Source organism: Mycobacterium neumannii (assembly GCF_002245615.1).
Classification (GTDB): Bacteria; Actinomycetota; Actinomycetes; order Mycobacteriales; family Mycobacteriaceae; genus Mycobacterium; species Mycobacterium neumannii_A.
Genome location: NZ_NKCO01000022.1, coordinates 24903 through 50327, shown reverse-complemented (window position 1 = coordinate 50327; position 25425 = coordinate 24903). Strand labels below are relative to the sequence as shown.

The following is a 25425-nucleotide window of genomic DNA, read 5'->3' as shown; positions in this document are numbered from 1 at the left end:
CCCTTTGGTACACCGGTGGTGCCCGAGGTGTAGATCAGGTACGCGACATCGTCCGGCGCCGGCTCATCCGCTGTAACTGCGGTGCTGGGCTGGCTATCGACGGCGGGGTCGTCGAGACGGATCACCACGAGCTGACGGCTGGCCAATCTGTGAGCCAGCTCGGCGGTAGTGAGCGCGGCGACCGGGGCGGCGTCGTCGAGCACGAACTCGATCCGCGCGTCCGGGTGCGCCGGGTCGATCGGCACGTAAGCCGCTCCGCACTTGAGCATCCCCAGCATCGCCACGGCCGCCTCGGCCGAGCGCTCCACCAACAACGCCACCCGCTGTCCTTGCCTCACCCCGCGACTGGCCAGCAGGTGTGCCCAGCGATTCGAAGCCTCATCGAGTTCGCGATACGTCCACGAACGGCCCTGGCAGGTCAATGCCACCGCCTCCGGCGTACGGTCGACCTGAGCAGCGAACAAGTCAGGAATTGACACCGCCGACGGTCCCGGGGCCGCCAGCACCGAGCGATTCCCCCAGCTTTCCAACCGGGCGTGCTCGTCCCGATCGAGCACATCGATCGACGACAACCGCCGTGACGGGTCAGCCGTCATTGCCGCCAATATCCGTTGCAACCGCTCAACGAACGCCTCGACGCTGGCCGCATCGAACACATCGGTACGGAACTCGACGTGTCCGCTGATACCGCCGGGCTCACCGGCCTCGGTCCACTGCTCACCCAAAGAGAACGTCAGGTCCATGCGGGCGGTGTGGGTGTCGGCAGACATCGGGGTGACCTCCGCATCACCGAGGCGCAGATCACCGGCAGCATTGTTCTGCCAAGCCAACGACACCTGCACCAACGGGTGATGATTGAGCGCGCGGACCGGGTTGAGCCGCTCTACCAGCACCTCGAACGGCACATCCTGATGCTCGAACGCGGCCAGGCTGCGCGCACGCACCTGCTCCAACACCTCAGCGACCGTCGCGTCGGCGGTCATCTCGACGCGCAACACCAACGTGTTGACGAAAAAGCCCACCAACTCATCAAGCGCCCGATCACGCCGCCCAGCGATCGGGAAACCCACCGCCACATCAGAACTCGCGCTCAGCTTGGCCAACAACACCGCCAAAGCCGCCTGCATCACCATGAAACTGGTCGCGCCGTGCTCACCGGCCAACCGCGAAACACCCTGCTGCACCTGCGCCGGCCACTGCACCGCCACCTTGTCGCCGCGATAATCGGCCACCGGCGGATAAGGCCGATCCGTGGGCAACTGCACCCGCTCAGGCATACCGGCCAATTCCTCTTGCCAGTACGTCAACTGCGCAGCGATCGGGCTATCCCGATCGGTCAACTCACCGAGTTGGGCGCGCTGCCACAGGGAGTAATCGACATACTGCACCGGTAGCGGTGCCCAGCCCGGGGCTTCACCCGCGCATCGGGCGGCATACGCCGCACTCAAATCACCCACCAACGGAGCGATCGACCAGCCGTCAGCGGCGATATGATGCACCACCGCCACCAACACATGCGCATCCTCGGCAAGCCGGAAAAGCGTTGCCCGCAACGGAATCTCAGCGGCTAGATCAAACGGGCGACGCGCCACCGCCCCGACAGCCTCCTCCAGCTGGCTTGCCGGCCATCCGGTGGCATCAACGACCTGCCAGCCGACTTCGGCCCGCTCTACCGGCATCACCGACTGCTGGGGAACCCCGTCCGGGGCGGGGAACAGCGTGCGCAAACTCTCGTGGCGGTCCACCACATCAATCAGGGCGGCGCCCAACGCTTCTGCACTCAAGCGTCCGTCCAACCGCAACGCGACTGCCAAGTTGTAGACCGCAGAGGGCCCCTGCAACTGGTCCAGGAACCATAACCGGTTCTGGGCAAACGACAACGGCACCACCGCCGGACGCTCCACGGGCACCAGCGGCGCCAACCCCTCGTCAGCCCCGATTCGTGGCGCCAACCCCGCCACCGTGGGCGCCTCAAACAAAGCACGCACCGAGAGACCTGCGTTCAAAGACTTGTTGACAGCGGCGATCACCCGCATCGCCGACAACGAGTCCCCGCCCAACTCGAAGAACGAGTCATCCACACCGACCCGCTCCAACCCCAACACCTGGGCGTAGATGGCGGCCAGGATCTCCTCGTTCGGCGTGGACGGGGCGCGATACCGATCGAGATCGGTGTAATCGGGTGGGGGCAGGGCGCGTCGGTCGAGTTTGCCGTTGACCGTCAATGGCAGCGCGTCAAGCACCACCACCGCGACCGGCACCATGTAGTCCGGCAAGTGCTCGGCCAGCACCGAGCGGATTTGTGCCGGTTCAGCGCCCCCGGTGATATAGCCAACCAGCCGTTTGTCACCAGGGCGGTCCTCGCGGGTGATGACCGCCGCATGTTCGACCCCATCGCAGTCGGCCAATGCGGCCTGGATGTCGCCGATCTCGATGCGATAGCCGCGAATCTTGACCTGCTCATCGGCGCGGCCGACATACCGCAGTTGCCCATCGGGTGCCCACGACACCAGATCTCCGGTGCGATACATCCGCTCCCCGGCGCCGGAGAACGGACACGCGACGAATCGCGACCCCGTCAACGAACCCCTGCCCACGTAACCGCACGCCAGACCGCGCCCGGCTACGTACAACTCGCCGACCACCCCCACGGGAACTGGGCGCAACCACGCATCGAGAACGAAGAAAGCAGCGCCGGGCACCGGGATGCCAATGGGCACCGTCCCCGAACCCGCGCGTAACGGTGCGCTGAAAGACGTGTACCACGTTTCGGTTGGCCCGTAGCCGTTGATCATCAACCGGCCGGGCGCCCAGCGATCCACCACCTCGGGCGGGCACGCCTCACCGGCCACCACCAGTGCAACCGACTCCAGACCGTCGGGCGACAGCACCGCCACCGCCGATGGAGTCTGATTCAAGACACTGACTCGTTCGGCAATCAGCAAGGCGTGCAAGTCATCCGGCGAACCTGCTACCGACTCCGGCACAACCACCAAGCGTCCACCGTGCAACAGCGCCCCGAAGATCTCCCACACCGAGACATCGAACGCCAACGAATGCCATTGCGACCAAACCTGATCCGTCAGCTTCAGGTCGGTATCCAGCGACTCGAACAGCTGAGTCACGGTGCGGTGAGTGACTGCAACGCCCTTGGGCACCCCGGTGGTTCCTGAGGTGTAGATGATGTAGGCGAAGTCGTCCGCGGTCGGTACCGGCAGACCGGTGCTGGGGTAGGTGTTGATGCGAGGGTCGTCGACCTCGACGACTGGCACCGCACCCGCGTCCAGCCGCGGGCGCAGGTCGGTCGTGGTGACCATCGAGACCGGCGCTGCGTCGGCGAGGATGACCGCGATGCGCGTATCAGGATGGGCCGGGTCGATCGGCACGTAGGCCGCCCCCGTCTTGAGCACCGCCAACACCGCAACAACCGCATCAACTGACCGGTTCACCAGCAGCGCCACCCGCTCACCGGGTCCAGCACCGTGAGCCACCAACAGATGCGCTAAGCGGTTGGCGGCCTCATCGAGGTCCAGATACGTCCACGAGCGGCCCTCGAAGGTCAACGCCAACGCCTCTGGATGACGCGCCACCTGCGCGCCGAACAACACCGGGATCGACACTGCCGGCGGTGACGGTGCACTCAGGACCGCCCGATGACCGAGCGCGTCAAGTTGAGCGTGTTCCGCCGAATCGAGAACATCGAGCGATGACAGTCGGCGAGCCGGATCGTCGGTCATCGCCAACAGGACCCGCTCAAATCGCTCGATGAGAGCGTCGATGCTGGCGGCGTCGAACACGTCGGTCCGGAACTCAACCGCCCCATTGATCCCGGCCGGCTGACCGTCCTCGCTCCAGTGCTCCGACAGCGAGAACGTCAAATCCATACGCGCGGTGTGAGTCTCGGCCGGCAGCGGGGTGACCTTCACATTCCCCAACGCCAGATCCGTGCCACGGCCGCGATGTGGCCCAGCGAAGTTCTGCCAGGCCAACAACACCTGGACCAACGGCTCATGAGCGCGGGACCGGTTCGGATTGAGCCGATCGACCAAAACCTCGAACGGCACGTCCTGATGCTCAAATCCAGCCAGGCCACACTGCCGTACCTGCCCCAGCAGTTCGCCCACCGTGGGGTCCCCCGCCAGATCAACCCGCAACACCAGCGTGTTGACGAAGAAACCAACCAGGCTCTCGAGCGCCGGATCCCGCCGTCCAGCGATCGGGAACCCGACGGCCACATCAGAACTCGCGCTGAGCTTGCCCAACAACACCGCCAACGCAGCCTGCACCACCATGAAACTGGTGGCGTTGTGTTCACGAGCAACCGCGCTGACCCGTTGCTGTACCTCAGCCGGCCAGTGCACGGACACGCTGGCCCCGCGGTAATCCGCCACCGGCGGGTAGGGCCGGTCCGTAGGAAGATCGACCCGCTCAGGAATCCCTGCCAAAGCCTCTTCCCAGTAGGCCAGCTGCGCGCCGATCGGGCTGTCAGGATCCTCGAGATCGCCGAACTGCGCCCGCTGCCACAGTGTGTAATCGACATACTGCACCGGCAGATCTGCCCAGGCGGGCGCCTGACCCGCGCACCGGGAGTTGTACGCCACCCCGAGGTCAGTCACCAACGGCGTGATCGACCAACCGTCAGCGGCGATATGGTGTAGCACGCCCACCATGACATACTCATCGTCGGCGAGACGGAAAAGCGTTGCTCGCAAGGGAATTTCAGCCTTCAGGTCAAACGGTTGACGCACCACGGAGTCGATGGCGTCGCCCAACCGGCTGTCAAGCCACCCAACCGCATCGATAAGCTGCCAACCCACCTGCGCCTGTTGGGGCGGCACGACCACCTGCCGGGGTATGCCGTCAACGGTCGGAAACAACGTGCGAAGCGACTCATGCCGGCCCACCACGTCGTTCAGCGCCAGCCGCAGCGATTCGACATCCAAGGACCCAGATAGCCGCAACGCGACCACCATGTTGTAAACCGGTGAGGGGCCTTGCAATTGGTCGATGAACCACAACCGATTCTGCGCGAACGACAACGGAATCACCGCCGGTCGCTGGACGGCCGACACCGGCTCCAACCCGGCGGAACCGCCGGCAACACGGGACGCCAACAGTGCGACGGTGGGGGCCTCGAACAAATCACGCACCGCGAGACCAGCACCCAAGGATTTGTTGACCGCAGCAATCACCCGCATCGCTGACAACGAATCGCCGCCGAGTTCAAAGAACGAGTCATCGACTCCGACTCTCGGCAAACCGAGCACGCTGGCAAAAGCAATGACCATGATCTCTTCGGTCGGGCTCGAGGGGGCGCGGTAGCGATCTGCCTCGGAATACTCGGGTGCAGGCAGGGCCCGCTTGTCGAGCTTGCCGTTGGGTGTCAACGGCAGCGCGTCAAGCACCACCACCGCCGCCGGAACCATGTAGGCAGGCAGCCGCTCGCCGAGGGCGGCGCGGACCTGGGCTGAATCTGCGGTCCCAGTGATGTATCCGACGAGGCGCTTGTCTCCGGGATGGTCTTCACGGGCGATGACCACCCCCTGGTCCACCCCATCACAGCCGACCAACGCGGCTTGGACCTCACCGAGCTCGATCCGGTACCCCCGGATCTTGACCTGCTCATCGGCACGCCCCACGTATTGCAGCTGCCCATCGCCCCCCCACCGCACCAGGTCCCCGGTCCGATACATCCGCGTACCTAGTCCGCCAAACGGGCACGCCACGAAGCGCGTTCCGCTCAACGACGCGCGGCCCACATACCCGTACGCCAGCCCGGCGCCCGCTACATACAACTCGCCGGCCACCCCCGGCGGCACGGGATTCAACCAACCGTCGAGCACGAAGAAGCCCAGGTGCGCCAACGGCTCCCCAATCGGGCTGATCGCGCCATCGACGTCGTTCGCGACGATTTCCCTGAAGGAGGCATGCACCGTCGTTTCTGTGATGCCGTACATGTTGATCAGCCGAGGTGATTGCGGGTGATCATCAAGCCAGGCCCGAAGCCTCTGAGGCTCCAGCGCTTCTCCACCGAACACGACTGTCTGAAGCTGTAGTTGATCCCCCGTAGAGGGCGCTAATGCATCAGCGGCTTGTAGCGCATAGAAGGCCGAAGGAGTCTGGCTCAACACACTGACTCGCTCAGCGACCAGCAGAGCGTGGAGATCTTCTGGTGAGCGGACCACCGCATCGGGCACCACCACCAGGCGCCCGCCACGCAGCAGCGCACCGAAGATCTCCCAGACCGAGAAGTCGAACGCCAACGAATGAGTCTGCGACCACACCTGGTTCGCGAGTTCCATTCCGGCGTCGAGGGACTCCAGCAAGCGGGACACGTTGCGATGCCCGACGGCGACGCCCTTGGGCACCCCCGTCGTACCCGAGGTGTAAATAACGTAGGCGACGTCCTCGGGCGCCGGAGCCGGCAAGCCATCGCAAGGGTACGTGCCGATCACAGGATCATTCAGATCGATGACAGGCACGTCCAATCCCAAGAGGAGATCGGCAGATTCGGCGTTGATGATCACGGCCAGAGGCGCCGCGTCTTCCATCATGAACCTGATCCGCGCCTCCGGCATGCCCGGATCGATAGCCAGATACGCCGCCCCGGATTTCAGAACCGCCAACATTGCGACGACCGCCTCGGCCGACCGCGACAACAACAAAGCAACACATTTACCGGGTCCCGCCCCTCGGCCGACCAACACGTGTGCCAACCGGTTCGCTGCCTCGTCGAGTTCCCGGTAAGTCATCGACCGGTGCTCGCAGCTGAGAGCCAACGCTTCCGGGCTACGTGCAACCTGCGCGTCAAACAGAACCGGTATTGACACAGACGCCGTCTCCGGCGCGGTCAACACCGGCCTGTTGCCGACCCCGTCTAACCACGCTTGCTCAGCGCGGCCGAGCACATCAACCGACGACAGAGCACAGGTGGGGTCGGTGGTCATTGCCACCAACACGCGCTCGAACCGCTCGATGAGCACCTCGATGCTGGCCGCATCGAATACGTCGGTACGGAACTCCACTACGCCGGAGATCCCCATGGCCTCACCGGCTTTGTCCCACTGTTCGGCCAGCGAGAAGGTCATGTCGACCCGAGCTGCTTGAGTGTCCGTCTCCAGCGGCGTGACATCCAGATCACCCAACCGCAACTCGGTTTCCGCACTGTCGTTCTGCCATGCCAACATGACCTGTACCAGCGGGTGGTGAGTCAGGGAGCGGGTCGGCTTGAGTCGATCCACCAGCACCTCAAAGGGCACATCCTGGTGCTCGAACGCCACGAGGCTCCTCGTCCGCACCTGGTCGAGCAACTCAGCCACGCTCGGATCGCCGGCAAGGTCCACCCGCAGTACCAAGGTGTTGACGAAAAAGCCGATCAAGCCGTCAAGAGCCGGGTCTCGGCGGCCGGCGATCGGGAACCCTACGGCCACATCAGAACTCGCGCTGACCTTCGACAGGAGGACGGCCAACGCCGCCTGCATCACCATGAAACTGGTCGCGCTGTGCTCGCGAGCCACCGAAGCAACCTGCTGCTGCAGCTGCGCCGGCCATTCGATCCTCACTCGGGCACCGCGGTAATCGGCCACCGGAGGATAGGGTCGATCGGTGGGCAACTCGAGCCGCTCGGGCATCCCCGCCAAAGCGTCCACCCAGTGATCGACCTGAGTGGCGATGCGACTCTCCGGGTCATCGATATCACCCAGTTGCGTTCGCTGCCACAGTGTGTAGTCGACATACTGCACCGCCAACGGCTTCCACGCAGGGGCCCGGCCCGCACACCGATCGGCGTACGCCACCGACAGATCACTTACCATCGGCGTGACCGACGAGCCGTCGGCGGCGATATGATGCACCACCGCCACGAGCACGTGCTCATCCTCGTCGATGCGAAAGAGCCTCGCCCGCAACGGAATATCAGTGGTGAGGTCAAACGGGGCACGCACTACCGCGGCGATGCTCTCGTCCAGCCGCTCCGCCGACCAGCCGACGGCATCGACGATCTGCCATCCGAAATCGGCGCGCTCAATTGGAACCACAGACTGCTGAGGTATCCCGTCCGCCGCGGGAAAAACCGTGCGCAGCGATTCGTGACGACCTACGAGATCTGTCAGCGCCTCCCGCAGTGCTTCTGCGTCAAGGCGTCCGCCCAGCCTGAGCCCCACCGCCAAGTTGTAGACCGGTGACGGACCCTGCAACTGATCCAGGAACCACAGCCGATTCTGGGCGAATGACAATGGGACCATAGCGGGTCGCTCGACTGCCGTCAGCGGTTCTGACCCCGTTTGCTCGACGCCGATGCGCGGCGCCAGTTGAGCAATCGTGGGCGCCTCGAACAATGTGCGCACCGACAAACTGGCATCCAGGCTGGTATTGAGAGCACCGATCAGGCGCATCGCCGACAGCGAATCGCCACCGAGATCGAAGAACGAGTCGTCGACTCCCACGTGATCCACACCGAGGACTTGGGCATAAATGCCGGTCAAGATCTCTTCGGTGAGGGTGGCTGGGGCGCGGTAACGGTTGGAGTCGCTGTATTCGGGCGCCGGCAAGGCGCGGGTGTCGAGTTTGCCGTTGACCGTCAGCGGCAGGGCGTCCAGCACGACGACCGCTGCGGGCACCATGTAGGCCGGCAACCGGTCGATCAGAGCTGTACGGATGGCGGTCGGATCGGCGGTGCCGGTCACATAGCCCACCAGGCGCTTGTCGCCCGGACGGTCCTTGCGGGCGACCACCGCAGCCTGCTCGACGCCATCGAGTGCAGCTAATGCCGCCTGCACCTCACCGAGTTCGATGCGGTAACCGCGGATCTTGACCTGCTCATCCGCGCGCCCCAGGTAAACCAGTTGCCCGTCGGGGCGCCAATACACCAGATCGCCGGTCCGGTACATCCGTGTGCCCGGTGCTCCGAACGGGCACGCCACAAATCGCGATGCAGTCAGCCCCAGGCGTCGCACATACCCACTAGCCAGGCCAGCGCCTGCCACATACAGTTCACCGACCACGCCTTGCGGCACCGGACGCAACCAGTTGTCCAAAACGAATAGTGCAGCCCCGGCCACCGGTGAGCCGATCGGCACCGCTTCCGTCCCAGGCGTCAGCGGTGCACTGATCGCGACACACATCGTTGTCTCGGTCGGGCCGTATGCGTTGATCATCAGCCGGTTCGGAGCCCACCGATCCACGACCTCGGGTGGACAAGCCTCGCCGACAGCCACCAGCGCGACTGATTCCAGCGTTTCAGGAGAGAGCACACTGACAGCAGACGGAGTCTCCGTAAGCACGTCGACCTTCTCCGTCGTCAGCACGTCTTGGAAGCTCTCCGGAGCTCGCGTTACGTCTTCGGGTAGCACAACCAGGCGCCCTCCGCGCAGAAGAGCACCGAAGATCTCCCACACCGAGACGTCGAAGGCCAGGGTGTGGCATTGCGCCCACACTCCAACGGGCGGTAGGCCCACGTCCGGAGACGCCAGCAATTGGGTGACGTTGCGGTGGGTGACTGCCACACCCTTGGGATTGCCGGTGGTGCCGGACGTGTAAATCACGTATGCGACATCGTCAGGCGCCGGTGGAGGGGGCGCAGTGCTGGGCTGATGGGCGACGGCCGGATCGTTGAAGTCCACTACCAGTAAATCGTGGTCTTCCAGCCGATCAGCCAAGTCGGCGGTGGTGACGGCGGCCAACGGTGCCGCATCTCCAACGATGAAATCGATGCGGGCCGACGGCAATGTCGGATCGATCGGCAGATACGCCGCGCCGGTCTTGAGCACCGCCAGGATCGCGACGACCGCCTCAGCGGACCGGTTGAACAAGAGCGCGACGTACTGTCCCGGACCCGCCCCCCGGTCGGCAAGCAGGTGCGCCAACCGGTTGGCCGCGAGCTCGAGTTCTCGATAGGTCAACGATCGGTCACCGCACACCAACGCGACCGCGTTTGGCGTCTCCCCCGCGCGCGCTGAGAAAACGTCGAGGATGGACGATCCCCGGCCTACCGGTTTGGTCAAGACAGCCCGGTTACCGATCTCGTCGAGGCGGGCGTACTCACCGGAAGCGAGCAAGTCCACCGACGAGAGCGGCCGTTTGGGATCGGCCGTCATCGTCACCAAGAGCCGTTCGAGCCGGTCGATGAGGACGTGGATGTCCTGAGCGTCGAACACGTCGGTGTCGTACTCGACGCGAAGGCCCAGCTCGTCACCCGGAATCGCTTGCACCGTCAGCGGATAGTGGTTGTATTCGCGACTCGCGAAATCCGGGATGGCCAACTCGTGGTCCGCTTCCAGCGCAGCGGTGTCGACCGGGTAGTTCTCGTAGACGAACAAGGTGTCGAACAACTGGTCGTGCCCGGTGAGCCGATGTATCTCGTTGAGCGCGAGGTGCTGGTGTTCCAGGGTGCGGTTGTGAGCGTTCTGCAATTGTTCGAGCAAATCTGCTGTGTTGGTGGCCGGCGTGATCGTCGCCCGCACCGGGACCGTGTTGATCAACAGACCCACCATCGAGTCCGCGCCGACCACTTCGTCCGGACGCCCCGAAACCGCTGTCCCGAAGGCGACATCGTGCTGACCGGTCAATGAACTCAGCAACTGCGCGAATGCGCCTTGCAACACCGTGCTGACCGTGGTGTGGTGAGCGCGCGCCAAGTCGCCGACGGCTCGCGTGGTCGGATCTGGCACCCGGAACGACGCGACATCTCGCTTGCCGCGCCCCAACCGATCAGGGGGACCCACCATGGTCGGGTTCTCGAAGCCGGCCAGTACTTCGCCCCAGGCCATCCGGGCGGCCTCGCGGTCTCGACTGACCAGCCAATTGATGAAGTTGCGGTACGGAGCTGCGGCCGATAACGGCTGACCGTAGTAGCTGGCGAAGATCTCCTGCAGGAGGATCGGCAGCGACCAGCCATCCACGACGATGTGGTGAAAGGTGAGCACAAACCGGTGGCGGTCTTCGGCAGTCCGGGCCAGTGCCCCCCGGAAGGCCGACTGGTGGGCAAGATCGCAGACCGCGGCGCGTTCCGCGGCGCACACGGTGTCGAGCTGCTCGTCGATGCCCACATCGCCCGTAACGAGATCGAGATACCGCCAGGGCACGTCGGGATCGACCGGAATGATCTGTACCGGCTCTTCGAACTGGGCACAGAACGTGGCAGCCAGGTTCGGATGCCGGTTGGCCACCGTCAGCACCGCCTCGTGCAGGCGGCGAGCATCGAGGGGCCCAGTAACGGTGATGTCCAGCTGCACCGCATACACATCATCGGTGACCTGCGCACTGTCGGTATGGAACAGAAGCCCGTGCTGCAGGGGACTCAGCGGTAGAACATCGGCGATCCTGTACTGGTTATGGAGCTCATCCAGCTGCTGCTGGGTCAGGCGCGCGGGTGCGATATCGGAGGGCGTCAGTCCGCCGCCGCCTGCACTGACGTGCGCGCAGATGCCGGACAGCGCCTCGAACCACAGTCGGCTCAGCCGGCTGACCTGGCCCTCATCGAGCGCCGAGGTTGCCCACGTCCAGTTGGCGTGCAACTGCGGGCCGGTCTCGGCGTCGACGGTGGCGGCGTTCAGCTCGAGCGTGTGCATCAACGGCATCGGGATGTCTGCGGCCGCGGCGGTCGCTGACAAGCCGTCCTGGCTCATCCGCCATGTTCCGCCGACAGTCTCCGCGCCCGGAGCGCCCATCCGGCCCAGATAGTTGAAGCCGATGGTGGGGTCGGGACCCGCCAGCTCGACGTCGGCGTTCAGATACCGCAATACGCCGTAAGTCAGCCCGTCCGGCACTGCGCGAAGCTGCTCTTTGGCGGCCTTGAGCGCCGCCCCCAGCGATGCCTCACCGGCGGTCACCTGCGCCCAGTCCAGACCGTTGACCGTCAGCGCCACCGGGTATTTGGTGGTGAACCACCCCACCGTTCGCGACAGGTCGACGTCGGCGGCGATCTCCTCCTGCCGACCATGCCCCTCCACGTCGATACCGATCGGGTCGCCGTCAGCGGCGAAGAACTCCGCCAGCGCCAGGCCGAACGCGATCAACAGGATGTCGTTCACGCCCGCATGGAATGCCGACGGCACTTCCCCGAGCAGCATGCGCGTGGTCGGCTCGTCCAGCGACAACGAAATGCGCCCCGCAGTCGCGAACGTATCGATCGCCGGCTGCACGGCCGGTAGCACCGCAGGGGCGGCCGCCACCTGACGCCATATCTGCGCCTGCTGCACCACGTCCGGGTCTTGCGCGTACTCCGCCAGGAGGGAGGCCCACCGGGCGAACGGCGTCCCCCCGGCGGGCAACTGCACCGGCTTGCCGCCGCGACGCTGTGACCAAGCGATGTTGAGGTCTTCCAGCAGGACTCGCCAGGACACGCCATCGACGGCCAGGTGGTGTGCGACCAGCACCAGCTGAGAAGTGGACGTTACCCACAAGGCCCTGAGCATGACGCCCGCAGCCGGGTCCAATTGTGAGCGCGCTGCGACCAGAGCTTCTTCAGACAAGAAGTCCACGGTGCGCAGGCATGCGGCGGCGCCGACCGACCCCGCCTCCGGCACGTTCAGTGACCAGTTGCCGGCTCCATCGTGGTCGACGCGCAGCCGCAGCATGGAGTGCCGGTCCAATAGCGCCTGCAACAGCGCCACCACGTCGGCCTCGGTCACCTCGGCCGGGGCTTGGGCCACCACCGTCTGGTTGAACTGATCGACCGGACCGTTGACGCCGGCCAGCCAGTGGATGATGGGCGTCGCAGGAATCTGGCCCAAGCCCTCGTCGACGACCTCTACGTCGCCGGTCGTGGCGCGCGCCACCCTGGCCAGTCGGGCCACGGTCTGTTCGACGAAGATGTCACGCGGTCGGCACTTCAACCCCGCTGCGCGTGCTCGGGCTGCGACCTGCATCGACAGGATGCTGTCTCCGCCCAGTTCGAAAAAGGACTCGTCGATCCCGACCCGCTCGACTCCGAGTATTTCGGCATAGATGTCGGCCAAGACTTCCTCGACCGCGTCGGTGGGCGCACGGTAAGTGTCGCTGCCCTGATATTCCGGTGCGGGCAGGGCGCGTTTGTCGAGTTTGCCGTTGACCGTCAAGGGCAGCGACTCGAGCACCACCACCGCCGTCGGCACCATGTAGGCGGGCAGACGTTGGGCAAGGGCGTTGCGAAGCTCGGCCGAATCGGCCGTCCCGGTGACATAACCGACCAGACGTTTGTCACCGGGCCGGTCCTCGCGCACGATGACCGCTGCCTGCGCCACACCGGCCAACGCGGCCAGGGCCGCCTGGATCTCCCCGAGCTCGATGCGATACCCGCGGATCTTGACCTGCTCGTCGATGCGGCCCAGGTATTCCAGCTGGCCGTCGGCGCCCCAGCGCACGAGATCCCCGGTGCGATACATGCGTTGGCCGGGCGCGCCGGAACCGACGAACGGGCAAGCCACGAACCGCGACGCGGTCAGACCCGCCCGGCGCACGTACCCGCACGCCACGCCGCGACCGGCCACATACAACTCCCCGACCTCGCCGCGCGGCACCGGCCGCAACCAGCCGTCGAGCACGAACAGCGCCGCACCCGGCACCGGCAGGCCGATCGGCACCGCGCCCGACCCCGCCCGGAGCGGCGCGCTGATCGTGGCGTAAACGGTGGTCTCGGTTGGGCCGTACCCGTTGACCATCACCCGATCGGGCGCCCACTGGTCCACCACCGCGGGGGGGCAGGCCTCCCCGGCCGCCATCAGCGCGACCGACACCAACCCCTGCGGCGACAGCGCCGCCACCGCGGAGGGGGTCTGACTCAGGACACTGACCCGCTCCGTCACCAGGAGCGAGTGAAAGTCTTCCGGCGAGCGGGCCACGTCCTCGGGCACCACCACGAGCCGACCGCCGTGGAGCAACGCTCCCCAGATCTCCCACACCGAGAAGTCGAAGACTAGGGACGAAGTCTGTGTCCAGACCTGTTCGGGCGCCATCTGCACCCCTACGTCCATTCCGTCGAAAAGCCGGGTGACGTTGGAGTGGGTGACGGCCACGCCCTTCGGCGTGCCGGTGGTGCCGGACGTGTAGATGATGTGGGCGAGGTCGTCGGCAGCGGGCGCCGGCAGTGCGGTGCCAGGACAGGTTTCGACGCCAGGATCGTCGACGTCGACGACGGGCAACGCGTGTGCGGTCAGCCGGTCGGCGAATTCGGCGGTGGTCACACCGGCGATCGGCGCGGCATCGGAGATCATGAACCCGATCCGGGCGGCAGGCAGTTTCGGGTCGATCGGCAGATAAGCCGCCCCGGCCTTGAGTACCGCCAGAATGGCCACGATCGCATCTAGCGACCGGTTGAAGAGCAACGCCACGCACTGTCCCGGAGCGGCTCCGTGAGCGGCCAGCAGATGCGCCAACCGGTTTGATGCCTCGTCCAACTCCCGGTAGGTCATCGAGCGGCCCTGACAAGTCAGCGCCACCGCGTCCGGCGCCGTGACCACTTGAGCGGCGAACAGCGCCGGGATCGAGGCCGTGGTCGCGGACTGAGTCAACACCGCGGTGTGACCAATCTGTTCCAGCCGGGCGTGCTCTTGGGCATCGAGCAAGTCGATCGTCGACAACCGCCGCGTCGGGTCGGCGGTCATCGCCGCCAGCACGCGGCCGAACCGCTCGATCAGCGTCTGGATTCGTTCGTCGTCGAATACGTCAGCGGCGAATTCGACCCGAAGAGCGAGCTCGTCGCCCGGGACGGCTTGCAGCGTCAGGGAGTAGTGGTTGTACTCCCGGGTGTTGAACTCGGTGATGGCCAACCCGTTGTCGCCGGCCAACGCGGCCGTGTCGACCGGGTAATTCTCGTAGACCAGAAGAGTGTCGAAGAGTTTGTCGTGACCGGCGATTCGGTGCATCTCGTTGAGCGCCAAGTGCTGGTGCTCGAGCGTGCGGTTATTGGTGCTCTGCAGCTGGTCGAGCAACTCGACTGTGGTGGTGGTCGACGTGACGTTCACCCGAACCGGGACGGTGTTGATCAACAACCCCACCATCGATTCCGCGCCGAGCACGTCAGCCGGCCGACCCGAAACCGCCGTCCCGAAGGCCACGTCATGCTGACCGGTCAGCGAGCCCAGGAGCAACGCCCAAGCGCCCTGGAGCACGACGTTGACCGTGGTGTGCCGCGAGCGTGCCAGCTCGGTCAGGGCCTGTGTCGTCGCCTGCGACAGCCGGTGCTCGTACACACCGCGACTGCGAAGCTCCAACCCATCCGGAGAACCCACCAATGTCGGGGTCTCGAAACCGGTCAACACATCACGCCAGGCTGCGAGGGCTGCCTCGCGGTCCCGCTCGGCCAGCCAGGTGACGAATCTGCGATACGGCGTGGCCGGGGGCAGGCGCCACCCGTAGTAGCTCGCGAAGATCTCGCGCAGCAGGATCGGCATCGACCAGCCATCGAGCACGATGTGATGATTGGTGAGCACGAACCGGTGCTGATCGGGTGCGGTACGAATCAATGCCACCCGGAATACCGGGTCGTCGGCGAGGTGACGGATCGCAGCGCGTTCGCTCGCACAGATTGCTTCGATCTCCACATCCAGGTCTGTGTCGCTGTCCCGAAGGTCGATGTAGCGCCAAGGCACCTCGGGGTCGGCCGGGATGATCTGCACCGGCTGGCCGAATTGTTCTGAGAAGCGGGCCAACACATTCGGGTGCCGGGCCGCGACCTTATTCACGGCATTACGCAGCCGGTCCTCGTCGAGAGCACCGCGCACGGTGATGTCGAACTGCACGGCATACACGTCGTCGCCCAGGTCCGGCGCTGCGCCGGCATGGAAGAGTAAACCGTGCTGTAGAGGGGTAAGCGGCAGTATGTCAGCGATTTGCATATTGCCGCTGAAGCTCCTCGATCTGTTGTTGGCTGAGGTTGACGGCGATATCGGAGGGGGTCAACCCGCCTCCGCCGCCCATGACATGTTTGCAGATTCCGTCCAGAGCCTCAAACCACAAGCTACTCAACCGAATAACGTCCGCCTCGCCCAACGCTGAGGGAGCCCACGTCCAGTTGGCGTGCAGCTGAGGGCCGCTGTCGGTGTCTACGGTTGCCGCGTTGAGCTCCACGGTGTGCAGCAGTGGCATCGGGATGTCCGAAGCGATACCGGTCAGCGACATGCCGTCGTGGCTCATCCGCCAAAGGTCGTCGGAGGTTTCGGCGGCCGCCGCGCCGAGGCGACCGAGGTAGTTGAAGCCGATAGCCGGGTCGGAATCGGGCAACTCGGCGTCGGGATTCAAATAACGCAGGAGACCGTAGGACAGACCGTCCGGCAGCTCGCGCAGTTGCTCCTTGGCATCTTTGACCAGCGCCCCCAGCGACGGGCCTCCGGCGCTCACCCGTGACCAGTCCTGTCCACCGACGCTCAACGCCACCGGGTACTTGGTGGTGAACCAGCCCACCGTCCGGGACAGGTCCGCCTCTTCGGTCAGATCCCCGTCGCGTCCGTGGCCTTCGACGTCGATGCTGACCGGCGCGAGACCGGTTCCCAGAAACTCCGCGACCGCAAGCCCGAACCCGATCAACAGAACTTCGTGGACTCCGGCGTGGAACGCCGTCGGAACCTCACCCAGCAGCATCCGGGTCGTCTCGACGTCCAACACCGCCGACAAGCGGCCGGCTGTGGCGAACGTGTCCACCGCCGGCTGCACCGCGGGCAAGCGCGACGGGACTGCGGCCACCTGCCGCCATGCGGCGGTCTTCGCGACCACCTCCGCATCCTTGGCGTGCTCGGCCAGCATCGATGCCCATCGGGCGAACGACGTCCCGCCCACCGGTAGATCGATCGGCTGTCCGGCGCGATGTTGCCGCCAGGCGATGTTGAGGTCCTCCAACAGAATCCGCCATGAGACGCCGTCGACGACGAGGTGGTGGACAACCAGCGCGAGCTGGCCGGTCGAGGCCACCCACAGCGCACCGAACATCGCCCCGCTGACGGGACTCAACCGTGACCGCACCTTGACCAGCGCCTCGTCCGATAGCGCTTCGACGGTGTGCAGGCACTCGCGGGCGTCCACCGACCCGGCCTCCGGCACAAGCAACGACCATCCGTCGGCAGTCTCGGCGACGCGCAGGCGCAACATGGCGTGCCGATCGGACAACGCCTGCAACAACGCCACCACATCGGCTTCACCGACCCCGGCGGGAGCCTGCAGCAGCACAGTCTGATTGAACTGGTCAATCGGCCCGTTCACGCTCTCGAGCCAGCTGATGATGGGGGTGGCCGTAACCGGTCCGATGCCGTCGTCGAACTCTTGGGTCTCGCCGTCCGAGATCGTGGCCACCTGCGCCAGCCGAGCCACCGTCTGCTCGACGAAGATGTCGCGGGGCCGACACACCACACCGGCCGCTCGAGCGCGTGCCACCACCTGCATGGACAGGATGCTGTCGCCGCCCAACTCGAAAAACGACTCGTCGACGCCGACCTGCTCCAGCCCCAGCACCTGGGCGAAGATGTCCGCAAGAACCTCCTCGGTGGCACTGGCGGGGGCGCGGTAGCGGTCCACATCGGTGTACTCGGGCGCCGGTAGCGCGCGCTTGTCGAGCTTGCCGTTGGACGTGATCGGCAACGTGTCCAGCGCCACCACCGCCGCCGGCACCATGTACGCGGGCAACCGCTCACCGAGCTTCGCCCGAATCCCGCTCACCTCGGCGGAACCGGTGATGTAGCCGACCAGGCGTTTGTCGCCGGGGCGGTCCTCACGCACGAGCACCGCCGCTTGATCAACCCCTTGGAGGGCGGCCAGCGCGGCCTGCACCTCGCCGAGCTCGATGCGGTATCCACGGATCTTGACCTGCTCGTCGGCGCGGCCCACGTACCGAAGCTGCCCGTCAGCGCCCCACGACGCCAGGTCCCCGGTGCGATACATACGCGCCCCGGGCGCCCCGAGCGGGCACGCCACAAACCGCGAGCCGGTCAGCCCGGCCCGGCCGACGTAGCCCTCGGCGACACCGGCGCCGGCCACGTACAACTCGCCGACCACCCCGACGGGCGTCGGGCGCAACCACGCGTCCAACACGAAGAAGCCCAAGTGGGCCAACGGAACCCCGATCGGGCTGACCGTGGCCTGGGTGTCGGCGGGGACGATCTCGCGCACCGAGGCGTGCACCGTCGTCTCGGTGATGCCGTACATGTTCAGCAGCCGCGGCGATGCCGGATGCCGATCGAACCAGCCACCCAGACGCGACGGTTCGAGCGCCTCCCCGCCGAAGACCACCGTCTCCAGCATCAGCTGATCACCCAGCTCTGGCGCCAGCCCGTCAGCGGCCTGCAGGGCATAGAACGCCGACGGGGTCTGGCTGAGGACGCTGACTTGCTCGCTGACCAACAACGCACGTAGCTCCTCGGGGGAACGCACCACCGCATCGGGCACCATGACCAGCCGGCCGCCGCTCAGCAGCGCCCCGAAGATCTCCCACACCGAGAAGTCGAAGGCCAACGAATGGCACTGCGACCATACGCCTGCCGCCGGCACATTGTTGCCGAGCGTCTGCAGGAGCTGGATCACGTTGCGGTGCGCGACCGCAACGCCCTTCGGGGTGCCAGTGGTACCCGAGGTGTAGATCAGGTAAGCGATATCGCCGGGTACCGGTGAGGGCAGCGCGGTGCCCGGATAGCTGTTGACCGCCGGGTCGTTGACGTCGACGACCAAAAGATCGTCGCGCTCGGCCAGCCGCGAGCGACGGTCGGTGGTGGTCAGGACGACCGTCGGCGCCGCGTCGGCCAGGACGAACTCGATGCGCGCATCGGGATGCGCCGGGTCGATCGGCACGTACGCCGCCCCGGTCTTGAGGACCGCGAACATCGCCACGACCGCCGGGGTCGAGCGCTCCATCAGCAGCGCCACCCGTCCGCCAGCACTGACGCCGCGGGCGATCAGCAGGTTTGCCAACCGATTCGACGCCTCGTCGAGCTCGCGATAGGACAGTGACCGCCCGCCGCTGCTGACCGCCACCGCTTCCGGGCTGCGGACGACTTGCGCCGCGAAGGCCTCCGGGATGGACCCCGGCGGCGTAGGGACGGGCCGGGTCAACACGGCCCTGTTGCCCCAGTCCTGCAGCCGGGCATGCTCATGCTCGTCGACGACATCGATCGACGACATCCGGCGGGACGGATCAGCGCACAGCGCGGCCACTACCCGCTGCAGCCGCTCGACCAGCGCTTCAACGCTCGCGGCGTCGAACACGTCGGTGCGGAACTCAACATCCCCGGCGATACCGACGGGCTCCCCGGCCTCGTTCCACCGCTCTGCCAACGAGAACGTCAGATCCACGCGGGCGGTGTCGGTGTCGGCGGGCAAGGGCGTGACTCCGACGTCACCCAACCGGAAATCGCCGGCTACGTTGTTCTGCCAGGCCAACAGCACCTGCACCAGTGGATGGTGGTTCAGGCTTCGAGTCGGATTGAGTCGCTCCACCAACGCTTCGAACGGCACGTCCTGATGTTCGAATGCCGCCAGGCTGCGCTGGCGCACTTGCTCGAGCACCTCGGCGACCGTCGGGTCGCCCGCAAGGTCGACCCGCAGTACCAGCGTGTTGACGAAGAAACCGACCAACTCTTCGAGTGCCCGGTCTCTCCGCCCAGCAATCGGGAAGCCCACTGCCACATCGGAACTCGCGCTGAGTTTGGCCAACAGCACTGCCAGAGCGGCCTGCATCACCATAAAACTGGTTGCGCCATGCTCGCCGGCCAGCCTTGAAACCGCTTGCTGCACAGGCACCGGCCACTGCACCGCCACCTTGGCACCGCGGTAGTCCGCCACGGCCGGATACGGCCGATCAGTCGGCAGCTCCACTCGCTCAGGCAGATCTGCCAACGCGTCCCGCCAGTAGGCCAGCTGCGCAGCGATCCGGCTGTCGGGATCATCGAGATCACCCAACTGCGCGCGCTGCCACAGGGTGTAGTCGATGTACTGCACCGGCAGTTGCGCCCAGCTCGGAGCTCGATCCGCACAGCGGGCTGCGTAAGCCACACCCAGGTCACGCACCAACGGAGTGATCGACCACCCGTCAGCGGCGATGTGGTGCACCACCGCGACCAGCACATGCTCGTGGTCACTGACACGGAAAGCCGTTGTGCGCAAGGGGATTTCGGTAGCCAAGTCAAAGGGTCGATGCGCTGCCGCCCCGATGGCCTCCTCCAGCCGGCGCTGCGGCCAGCCGGTAGCATCGACAACCTGCCAACCCACGTCCGCCCGCTCCGCAGGCACCACCAACTGCTCGGGAACACCGTCGGGCGCCGGGAACAGCGTGCGCAGGCTCTCGTGTCGGCCTACCACGTCACCCCAGGCAGCGCCCAGCGCTTGGGTGTTCAGCCGCCCATCCAGGCGCAACGCCACCGCGAGGTTGTAGACCGCGGACGGGCCCTGCAGCTGCTCTATGAACCACAACCGGTTCTGCGCGAACGACAACGGCACCACCGCAGGGCGCTCCGCTGGCAGCAGCGGCGCCAGCCCTTCGGCTGCTCCGATGCGCGGTGCCAACCGGGCCACCGTCGGCGCCTCGAACAGGGTCCGTACGCCCAGATCGACGCCCAGGGTGGCGTTGACCGCGGTGACCACCCGCATGGCCGACAGCGAGTCACCGCCCAACTCGAAGAACGAGTCGTCGACCCCGACTCGCTCCGCACCCAGCACCTGAGCGTAGATACCGACCAGGATCTCCTCGAGGGCGTCAGCCGGCGCCCGGTAGCGGTCGCCGTCGGCGTATTCCGGTGCCGGCAGTGCGCGCTTGTCGAGCTTGCCGTTTCCGGTGAGCGGCAGGGCCTCCACGATCACCACCGCCGCGGGCACCATGTAAGCCGGCAGACGTTCGGAAAGGGTGTTACGCAAGTCGACGGAGTCTGCTGTGCCGGTGACGTAAGCCACCAGCCGCTTGTCACCCGGGCGGTCCTCGCGGACGATCACCGCCGACTGGTGCACCGCGTCGACGGTGCTCAGCACCGTCTGGATCTCGCCGAGCTCGATGCGGTAGCCGCGGATCTTGACCTGCTCATCGGCACGTCCCAGGTACTGCAGCTGCCCGTCGGCACCCCAGCGCACCAGGTCACCGGTGCGATACATCCGCGTGCCGACGCCAGCGAACGGGCAGGCGACGAACCGCGTCGCGGTCAGCCCGGCCCGGCGCACGTATCCGAAAGCGACACCTTGACCGGCCACGTACAACTCTCCGACCACGCCACGTGGAACCGGTCGCAACCAACTGTCCAACACGAAGAAGCCGAGATGGGCCAGCGGCGATCCGATCGGGCTCACGGCGTTCTCGGCGTCGATGTCGGCGATCTCGCGGAACGAGGCATGGACCGTGGTCTCGGTGATGCCGTACATGTTGATGAGCCGGGGCAGACCGGGGTGGTTGCGAAGCCACGACGTAAGGCGGTGCGGTTCAAGCGCTTCACCACCGAAGATCACCGTCTCCAGCTTGAGCTGTTGGCCGAGCTCGGGCGCCAACGAATCCGCGGTTTCCAAGGCATAGAACGCCGACGGGGTCTGGCTTAGGACATTCACTTCTTCCCTGACGAGCAAGGCGTGCAGGTCCTGCGGCGAAACGGCCACCGAATCGGGCACCACCACCAGCCGGCCGCCGTGCAGCAGCGCACCGAAGATCTCCCACACCGAGAAGTCGAAGGCCAAGGAGTGGCATTGCGTCCACACCTGGCCGGGCGACGTGTGCAGATCCGCGTCCAGCGAGTCCAGCAGCTCGGTCACGTTCACGTGTGGGACGGCCACGCCTTTGGGCACACCGGTCGTGCCCGAGGTGTAGATCAGATAGGCCACGTCGTGCGGGCTGGGTGCCGGCAGTGCGGTGCTGGGCTGGGCATGGACGGCGGGGTCACCGATGTCGACGACCAGCAAATCATGGCCGTCCAGGCGGTCGGCCAGGCGGGCAGAGGTGATCGCGACCACCGGAGCGGCGTCGGAGAGCATGAAGTGCATGCGCGTACCCGGTTGACTCGGGTCGATCGCCAGGTAAGCCGCCCCAGTCTTCAGCACGGCGAGGATCGACACCACGGCCTCCGCGGACCGCTTCAACAGGAGGGCCACCCGTTCTCCGGGTCCCACCCCGTGACTGCGCAGCAGGTGCGCCATCCGGTTCGCGGCCACATCGAGTTCGCGATACGTCCACGAACGGGCGCCGTAAGTGATGGCGATGGCCTCCGGAGCACGGGCCACCTGGGCAGCGAACAACGCCGGGATCGACCAGGTCGCGGACACCGGCAGGGTCAATGCTTCTTGGTTGCCCCACGTCTGCACATCAAGGTGTTCACGCTCGTCGAGCAGATCGATCGACGACACCCGGCGGGTCGGGTCAGCACACAGCGCGACCACCACCCGCTGTAACCGCTCGACCAACGCTTCAACGCTCGCGGCGTCGAACACGTCAGTGCGGAACTCAACATCCCCGGCGATACCGACGGGCTGCCCGGCCGCGCTCCACCGCTCTGCCAATGAGAACGTCAGATCCACGCGTGCGGTGTGCGTGTCGGCCGGCATCGAGGCGACCTCTACATCACCGAGTCTCAGTTCCCCGGCGGCGTTGTTCTGCCAGGCCAACAGGACCTGCACCAGCGGATGGTGGTTCAGGCTGCGGCTGGGATTGAGCCGCTCGACGAGCACCTCAAACGGCACATCCTGGTGCTCGAATGCCGCCAGGCTTCGGTGCCGCACCTGCTCCAGCACCTCGGCGACCGTCGGGTCCCCGGCGAGATCGACACGCAGCACAAGCGTGTTGACGAAGAAACCGACCAACTCTTCGAGTGCCCGGTCTCTCCGCCCAGCAATCGGGAAGCCCACTGCCACATCGGAACTCGCGCTGAGCTTGGCCAACAGCACCGCCAGAGCGGCCTGCATCACCATAAAACTGGTCGCGCCATGCTCGCCGGCCAGCCTTGAAACCGCTTGCTGCACAGGCACCGGCCACTGCACCGCCACCTTGGCACCGCGGTAGTCCGCCACCGGCGGATACGGCCGATCAGTCGGCAGCTCCACTCGCTCGGGCAGATCTGCCAACGCGTCCTGCCAGTAGGCCAGCTGCGCAGCGATCCGGCTGTCGGGATCATTGAGATCACCCAACTGCGCGCGCTGCCACAACGCGTAATCGACATACTGCACCGGCAGCGGCGCCCAGTCCGGGGCTTGGCCCGCGCAGCGGGCGGCGTAGGCCGCACTCAAATCGCCCATTAACGGAGCGACCGACCAACCGTCAGCGGCGATATGGTGCACCACCGCCACCAACACATGCTTATCCTCGCTGAGCCGGAAAAGCGTTGCCCGCAAAGGGATCTCACCGGCCAATTCAAACGGCTTACGCGCCACTGCCCCGACGGCCTCATCCAACCGACCCGTCGGCCACCCGGTCGCATCAACCACCTGCCAACCCACATCAGCGCGCTCAACAGGCACCACCGACTGCTGCGGAACCCCACCTGGGGCTGGAAACAACGTCCGCAAACTCTCGTGACGACCCACCACATCAACAACAGCCGCACCCAACGCCTCAGCGTTCAAGCGCCCATCCAACCGCCACGCCATCGCCAAGTTGTCAACCGAGGAGGGACCCTGCAACTGATCCAGGAACCACAACCGGTTCTGCGCAAACGACAACGGCACCACCGCAGGACGCGGACCGGCAACCAACGGCTCTAGCCCGTCTCCCTCGCCTATGCGAGACGCCAACTCGGCCACCGTGGGCGCCTCAAACACCGCACGTAAAGAAAGCCCGGAGTCCAGGCGCGTATTGACCGCGGCGACCGCCCGCATCGCCAGCAGCGAGTCGCCACCAAGCTCGAAGAACGACTCATCCACGCCGATCCGCTCGACACCCAACACCTCGGCGAAAATGCCAGCCAGAATCTCCTCGGCCGGCGTGCCCGGAGCACGATACCGATCGACATCGCTATATTCCGGCGCAGGCAAAGCGCGCTTGTCGAGCTTGCCGTTGACCGTCAACGGCAATGCATCGATCAATACCACCGCCGAAGGCACCATATAGCTGGGTAGCCGCTCACCCAGGGCGGCACGAATAGTGGTGGGATCCACTGCGCCCTCAACCGACTCCGTGAGATAGCCGACGAGGCGCTTGTCACCCGGACGGTCCTCGCGGACGATCACCGCTGTCTGGTCCACCCCCTCCAGCGCGCTGAGTGCGGCTTGTATTTCGCCGATCTCGATGCGATGCCCACGAATTTTGACTTGCTCATCAACGCGACCGACATAACGCAGCTGTCCATCTGCGCCCCACCACACCAGGTCTCCGGTGCGATACATCCGGTTGCCGGGTCCGCCGAACGGACACGCGACAAACCGCGCGGCCGTCAGCCCAGCCCTTCGCACGTACCCGACCGCCAACTGCGGCCCGGCCACATACAGCTCTCCGACCACCCCGTGCGGTACCGGGCGTAACCAACTGTCCAACACAAGAAACGCCGCGCCCGCCACCGGTGCGCCGATCGGCACCACCCGTGAGCCCGCCTGCAGCGGCGCACTCAACGCCACCCACATCGTGGCCTCGGTCGGGCCGTACTCATTGATCATCACCCGGCCAGGGGCCCAGCGATCCACCACCTCGGGCGGACAAGCCTCGCCACCGACCAGTAATGTCACCGCATCCAGCCCCTGCGGCGACAACATCCCCACCGCCGACGGGGTCTGACACAGCACGCTGACCTGCTCGTCAATCAAGAAGACGCGCAAAGCTTCCGGCGAAGTGGCGACCGACTCGGGCACCACCGCCAGCCGCCCCCCACGCAGCAAGGCGCCGTAGATCTCCCACCCCGAGATGTCGAAGCTATACGAGTGCCACTGCGACCACACCTGCCCCGCCGTGGCCCACTCATCATGCAAAGAGCCGATCAGCTGGGTGACGTTGGCGTGGGTGATCGCCACCCCCTTCGGTACACCGGTCGTGCCCGAGGTGTAAATCGTGTAGGCCACATCATCCGCGGCGGGCGCCGGTAAGGGTGAGACCGAATAGCCCTCGATCGACGGATCGGCGACGTCGATGACCACCAACGCGCTATCGGCCAACCGCTCGGCAAGCCCCGTGGTGGTCAGTGCCACCATGGGCGCCGCGTCCGCAATCATGAATTCGATGCGCGGCCACGGGTGTGCTGGATCGATCGGCAGGTACGCCGCCCCGCTCTTGAGCACTCCTAACATGGCGACGATCGCCTCTGCGCAACGCGAGAACATAAGCGCCACAGTCTTGCCCGGGCCTACCCCCAGGTCAGCCAACAGGTTCGCCACTCGGTTCGATGCCGCATCCAGTTGGGCATAGGTCCACGAACGACCGGCATACGTCAGCGCAACCGCGTCTGGAACGGCAGCTACCTGTGCGGTGAACATTGACGGGATCGAGACGGCGTCTGGCGCCGGCGCGGTCAGCACGGCCCGGTTACCCCACCCGTCAGCTCGGGCCTGTTCGCGCTCATCGAGCAAGTCAATTGACGGCAA

The 25425-nt window shown here is 65.8% G+C and carries 2 protein-coding genes (1 of these 2 cut by a window edge); both read right to left on the bottom strand.

Going from position 1 to position 25425, the window contains the following annotated elements:
* Positions 1-15812, bottom strand: the 5' portion of a protein-coding gene (locus tag CEX88_RS20935; protein WP_094294949.1) for a non-ribosomal peptide synthetase. 4282 nt of this gene lie to the left of the window's left edge; only the first 15812 of its 20094 coding nucleotides appear in the window; the start codon lies at positions 15810-15812; its stop codon lies beyond the left edge, outside the window.
* A complete protein-coding gene (locus tag CEX88_RS20930; RefSeq protein WP_476638874.1) occupies positions 15799-25425 on the bottom strand; it encodes a non-ribosomal peptide synthetase in 9627 nt (3208 codons plus the stop codon). The genes CEX88_RS20935 and CEX88_RS20930 overlap by 14 nt, the downstream gene beginning before the upstream one ends.